Consider the following 5,406-nt stretch of genomic DNA (forward strand, 5'->3'; position numbering starts at 1 on the left):
GTCTACAACCCCTCAGACATGACCATTAGGCCACAGCCAAGGCACTAACCCTTATAAGGCGTTTGAGCGGTAACAATGATGCCCTGGGGGGGAAGGAGGCAAGGCCAGGTTAATCCGTGGGTTAGTCAAGCCAACCAAGTGGGCTTGGTTAGCGATCCATGTAGGCCTGGCATTAGGGATTTGATTAATGATCCTGCTGGGCACCTCTTTCACTTCATGGTTTTTGATGAGACTCATGCATTGATATTCGGCTCGATAGGCACCGGTAAGACCACACTGATCAAGAATGCCCTAGCCAACATACCGTGTGGCTACACCGTGGTTGTGTTTGATGTTGCCGGTACTTACGAGGGCTTCACTGACTACCACGCTCCTTACCCCCCCTTCAACCCGCTGGATTTCCTAGGCGATGTGGAGGCTCTTGACGTGATTGAGGAGGTTTTGACGATGAGGTTCCCCCCCAGGCTCCCATACGTCATGACTCCGGCTATGGAGTTCATGTTCATGAAGTCACTCAACGAGTTAAGCGGTAAATCAATTAATGAGCGAGACAGCAAGCCTGCAGTGCAGGCTAACCCTAGTCAAGCCATTGGTAAGGCTGTTAATGAGGTCTCCATTGGTGAATTAATCAAGTACCTGGAGGATCAGGTTAATAGCGGTGCCTTTGCGAGGGAGGATGAGGTTAACTCGGCTAGGGGGGGGTTGATTAGGAGGTTGACTTACCTAAACCACTGGGTCTTCGGCAAGACCCACCCAATCATTAACAGACTAATCAACGGAGAGTTGGTAGGCAAGTCAATTGGGATTGACCTCAGTTGGTTGTCGCCTATTCAGCGTTGGTTCTACGTACTATCACTACTAGCCGTGCTTAACGCAGTTCAAGCAAGGAACTTGATTTTAGTCATTGATGAGGCTCATTTGTACTTCAGGCTTGGTGAGTCGACACTGACAACGAGCGTTAGGGTCGGTAGGAATTACAACCGCTACTTCGCGTTGATTACTCAATCACCGTTTGACATACCTAGGGAGTTCATTTCGATGAATAAGTTGTTTGTTGAATTCCCAGTGCTCTACTTCAGCCCTGAGAACGTGGTCTTCAGGGAGCCAGGCTTCAAGGCACACTACGGTAGGGACACATACTACAACGCAGAGAAGACCTGGACAGCAATACCACCACCCACTGGGAGAAGCCACTAACCGCAATAATGCACTTACACGTAACGAATAAGCAATTGAGGAGTGAGCATAGGGAACCATACAACCTAATAACCATTGAGGTTGATCCAGAGGTTAAGCCAAGAACAAGCACGACCACGCTTAGGGGGGGTTGTTTGGGTGCTTTTGGTGTTCCTGTTGAGGTTGTTAGGAGGCATGGTTTTGAGGAGCAGGCCTTCAACAAACTGCTTAGGGGGGGTGTTTGGGAATGCATTGGGAAGCCCTAGCGTTTCATGGGGGGGAGCCTAGGGCATTCATAACAGGGGGGGCGAGGTCATAATCGGCGTTGTTACTGCCGAGATAGGCGAGTGCGACGTCTCGATAAAGAGCCTTGAGTGCGTTAGGGCGGGCGTTGATGCCTTGGCCAAGGCCGTCAAGCAAGGCTTTAGGTTATTCACTGCGTACCCATCAATGTACATGGCATCAATAACCTACTTCCTAGCGAGACTAGGCATCCCAAGGCACATGCTGAAGTACGTGAATGCAGACCCAAGGGCAATGCCCTTCAGGGCGTTTAGCGATGCCGATGTGGTTAGGAACATTGCCTACCTTCACGTGGTTAAGGAAATAGCCCTCAGGGGTAGACTGCACATGGGCACGAGGAGGACCGCATACACAGTACACAGACTACTAATGGAGTCAGGATACAACGCAGACAAGGAAATGGCAAACAGATACAGAGGACCAACACCATGCAAAATCAAGCTATCTTAGCCGATGGCGAGTCAGCATGAATTGCGTAATAACCATTACTTACTACGCCACAAAGATGCGCAAAACGGCAAAAACAATTGAACACAACAAAAAATTAAAAATAACAATTAACAGAGAAAACAATCGCTAGATACACGATCAATGCATGGCAAAGTTATGGTAAGCCCACGCACAAAACCACAAAACCTATTTATTAACCAACTAGACACTTATCCTATAAACAACATTCTTTAAAACGTAATATCAAGCATGAACATTGTCGTACGAGGAAATATTTAAAAGTTAGTTCTTAATACCTGTTTTGACGGACAAAAACAGGCGGAATCAAGCCCGGCCCGCCGGAACAGCTTGGTCCCTTTTCGTCACGTGTCAGCTAGCCTGACCTCATCAAGCCCGGCGGGGGGGCCGGGCTATTCTGGTAATGATTTTGGAGGATTTAAAAAACTTGCCGAACAATCAAGAATATATTATTTTCATATATACAATATTCTAGTGATGCACTAGTATTACTCTAAGTATTATTAATATTTAAGTGCGTAGACGTATACGTACTCTACTCATTGTTACTCCCCCCTTATTAATTCATTATGTTATTTTTATTGAGGAGTGATGAGCCCCCCCTGACCAAACCACCCCCCCAGGTTCGCTGGGGGCGGGGTGGTTGGGGGTGATCCAGGTGGCTGGGTCCTCCGCAGTCTTGGTGCGGTCCTGCGCGTGGTGGCTGTGGGGGGGCCAAGTACGTTGATAGGCTTTGCCGTTGCTTAGGCGTTTCATTGCCGAGGAACTGCCTAGGCTTAGGTTGAATGTTAGGGACAGTAATGGCTTGTATAAGTTCACTACGAATGCCTTGAGGAGGTACTTGGCTAGGCACCTCGGTGAAGACAAGGCTTATGGTGCCTTAATCGCCATAGTCACTGGGCATTTGATGGCCGAGTTGGTTAGAAACGGCTACGAGATCGTCTATAGGCGCAAGGCACGTACATCGTCAGGAGGGTTTGTGGCTATGGCGAGTGATGACGTGCTCACCCAAATCAAGGAGTACGTGGATAAAAGGCTTGAGGAGTTTAGGGATGAATTACTTGATTACCTTGACTCCGTGAAGGCGAGGGACCTAGAAAAGGTTAGGAGGGAGTTGGTTAGACTCCTCGTTAGGGAGGTTGAGGATTTGAGGAGGCAGTTGCTCAGTGAGGTTGGTTCGAGGAACGACATTGATGTTATTGCTAGGAGACTCGACGAGCTTAGCAGAGAAATCAATGAGCTTAGGCAATTAATCAGTAATCAACCTAGCGTTGTTGATTTTGTTAGGCGTGAGGTTGAGGGTGTGGAGAGGCGGTTAAGGTGGTTAGTCATTGACAAGATCAACGAGGTCGAGACTAGGCGTAGGAGGAGCAGCGCCAAGAAGGCGGTAATACTACTCCTAGCATTGCCGTTGGCATAGCCGTGGTTGTTGCACTTGCCTTTGAATTAGCTCCATGGCTGATACCTCTGATCATAATAGTCGTTGCGGTGCTCCTGAGGAGGTGATTGTATGGCTGAGCTGAGGATTGACCAGTTGGATGTGGCGAGTAAATTGCTGGCTTTGCTCAGTGAGCGCGGTGTCGCTGGCTTGCAGGCACCTACTGGTTGGGGGGGTAAGTCCTTCGTGGCTGCTTACTTAATTAGGCAGTTGGGCGGTAGGTGGGTTTGGGCGTCAAGCCTAATCAATGCCTTGGTTCAAGCCGGTAATGCGTTGAGGGTGTTTGGTGTTAGGCATTTCCTAAGCACTGGTAGGGAGAGGCTTTGCCTTAGGGGGGGCTTTAGGCACAGTGACTTCATTATTCGTAAGCCATGCGGATTCTGCCAATTCAATAAGCCAGTGCCCAAGCCACTGGTTAAGGCATTAATCAACGCCGTTGATTACGGCGATGTTAGGGAAACCGCCGAACAAAGCCAGTTATGCCCATACAATGTGCAGGAGGCTTTAATCAAGGAATTGATTAGTGAATTCAGTGACCTAGTCATTTTGATGAATTACTCAAGGCTTGGTAAGTACGTCAAGAGGTTTGATGGCGTTGTGATTGACGAGGCTCATAATGCCGTAATACCGAAGATAGTCACTGTGCCGAGGAGGAGTATTGAGGTACTGCTCGATAGGCTTGGGATTGAGGGTGTTGATGTTAGGAATGCCGAACTCGTTAGGGGAGTTCTTGGTGAGCTACTCCTAACAATAACCATTGACAGTGAGGCCAGTGAGTTGATCAGCCTCGATGACTTGGTGTCGCTCATCGAGTCCTCAATCGCTTACTTCGATGATAGTTCAGACTCATTGGTTGGTGTCAAGTTCGAGGGGTTGGAATTGCCGAGCGGCAAGAGGGTGTTGCTGATGTCAGCAACACTACCACCATCAATACTGAGCTCGATACCCGTCGTCAAGGTTGAGCCTAACCGAGTAATCAAGGCTGTGGTTGGTGACTTGGTGATGACGACTGAGAACATTGATAGGCTTGGGAGTGAGGTCACTAGGCGAATCAATGAATTGCTTAGTGATGGTTTGCCGACAGTCATATTCACTACATCGAGTAAGGAGGTTTTCCTTGAAAACGTGGTTTATGAGGATGAGATTAGGAGGGAGGACTTGTGTAGGAGGAACCTCGTGCTTAGGTTCTTTGGCAAGTACGCCGAGGGCGTTAGGTTGAATTGCTACAGGCGAGTCATCCTACTAACACTGCCCTTACTGCCAAGCAATGTCATGAGGCGTTTGGAGGCTAGGGGGGGCTTAAAGGCAGTTGACCTAGTGGTTATGAAGAGCGTCCAAGCAATAGGTAGGTTGCTACCAAGCGAAAACGACATTGAAGTCGTCTTGTTCGACAAGCGCTTCAAGAAGTACTGCGGTGATTTTATGAACTACGGAATCCAATGCATTGATAAGAACAGCAATAAGCAGTCAAACCCGGGCTGACCCTCCCCAAAGCCAATCGGGTGGGGGGGTTGGCTTGGAGTGGGGGGGATGAAGCCCGGGGGGGAGCTTGATGAGGGGGGGCAAGCAACAGAACCCTGAAGAACCGCGTGCAAACTGTTCCCCCTGGCCGACCCACCCCGGCCCCAAGGACCGGTTTGGCTAAAGGGGGGGCTTAATAAAGGCATCGCCTTCGATGCCGAGACCCGGGTTGACTGCCCCTACCAGCCTTGGGTGGGGGGGGCTGGGTTGGGGGGGGTGGGGGGGGTGATGCCCGGGTCCTGATGTGTGGGAACTCAGTTGATTTGTGAAAGGAACCCACGCACTGAGCCCGGGCGGACCACCCCCCGCCCAGTCATTGACTGGGGGGGCTGGTTGGGGGGGTTAATAAATGCATCGCCTTCGATGCCCTTAACCGCCTTATTAAGTGAGTTGCCTAAGTTGATTAGTGGTGATGAGCCCCCCCTGACCAAACCACCCGGGGGGGATTGCCTGGGTGGGTGGTTGGGGGGGGTGATTCAAGGTGCCCGTGGGCTGGGTAG

General features: G+C 50.1%; 5 protein-coding genes. All 5 read left to right on the forward strand.

All coding sequences use genetic code 11. The features are described from left to right. Positions 1-75 precede the first annotated feature (75 nt). The 5 genes from JCM11216_RS13780 (at position 76) to JCM11216_RS13795 (ending at position 4,867) form a co-directional block, all read left to right on the forward strand. Complete coding sequence (locus tag JCM11216_RS13780) at positions 76-1,197, forward strand: type IV secretion system DNA-binding domain-containing protein (RefSeq protein WP_243676440.1); 1,122 nt, start codon at positions 76-78, stop codon at positions 1,195-1,197. Between the two features lie 35 nt (positions 1,198-1,232). Further along, positions 1,233-1,442, forward strand: coding sequence for a hypothetical protein (locus JCM11216_RS20210; RefSeq protein ID WP_243676441.1), 210 nt, complete (start codon positions 1,233-1,235; stop codon positions 1,440-1,442). Between the two features lie 133 nt (positions 1,443-1,575). Continuing rightward, positions 1,576-1,929 carry a hypothetical protein gene (locus JCM11216_RS13785; protein WP_054854568.1) on the forward strand — a complete coding sequence of 118 codons (354 nt, stop codon included), beginning with the start codon at positions 1,576-1,578 and terminating at the stop codon, positions 1,927-1,929. 757 nt (positions 1,930-2,686) lie between these two features. Next, positions 2,687-3,367: a hypothetical protein gene (locus JCM11216_RS13790; RefSeq protein WP_054854569.1), complete on the forward strand. Its 681-nt coding sequence runs from the start codon at positions 2,687-2,689 to the stop codon at positions 3,365-3,367. Between the two features lie 90 nt (positions 3,368-3,457). Continuing rightward, positions 3,458-4,867 (forward strand): hypothetical protein, encoded by a 1,410-nt coding sequence (locus JCM11216_RS13795; protein ID WP_054854570.1) that lies wholly within the window; start codon positions 3,458-3,460, stop codon positions 4,865-4,867. The last annotated feature ends 539 nt before the right edge of the window (positions 4,868-5,406 follow it).

The sequence above is a fragment of the Vulcanisaeta distributa JCM 11216 genome, assembly GCF_001315985.1.
Taxonomy (GTDB): domain Archaea; phylum Thermoproteota; class Thermoprotei; order Thermoproteales; family Thermocladiaceae; genus Vulcanisaeta; species Vulcanisaeta distributa_E.

What these genes read in the sequence shown, in the direction of transcription:
- JCM11216_RS13795 (WP_054854570.1), top strand. Translation starts at nt 3,458, where the DNA reads ATGGCTGAGCTGAGGATTGACCAGTTGGATGTGGCGAGTAAATTGCTG.
- JCM11216_RS13780 (WP_243676440.1), top strand. Translation starts at nt 76, where the DNA reads ATGATGCCCTGGGGGGGAAGGAGGCAAGGCCAGGTTAATCCGTGGGTT.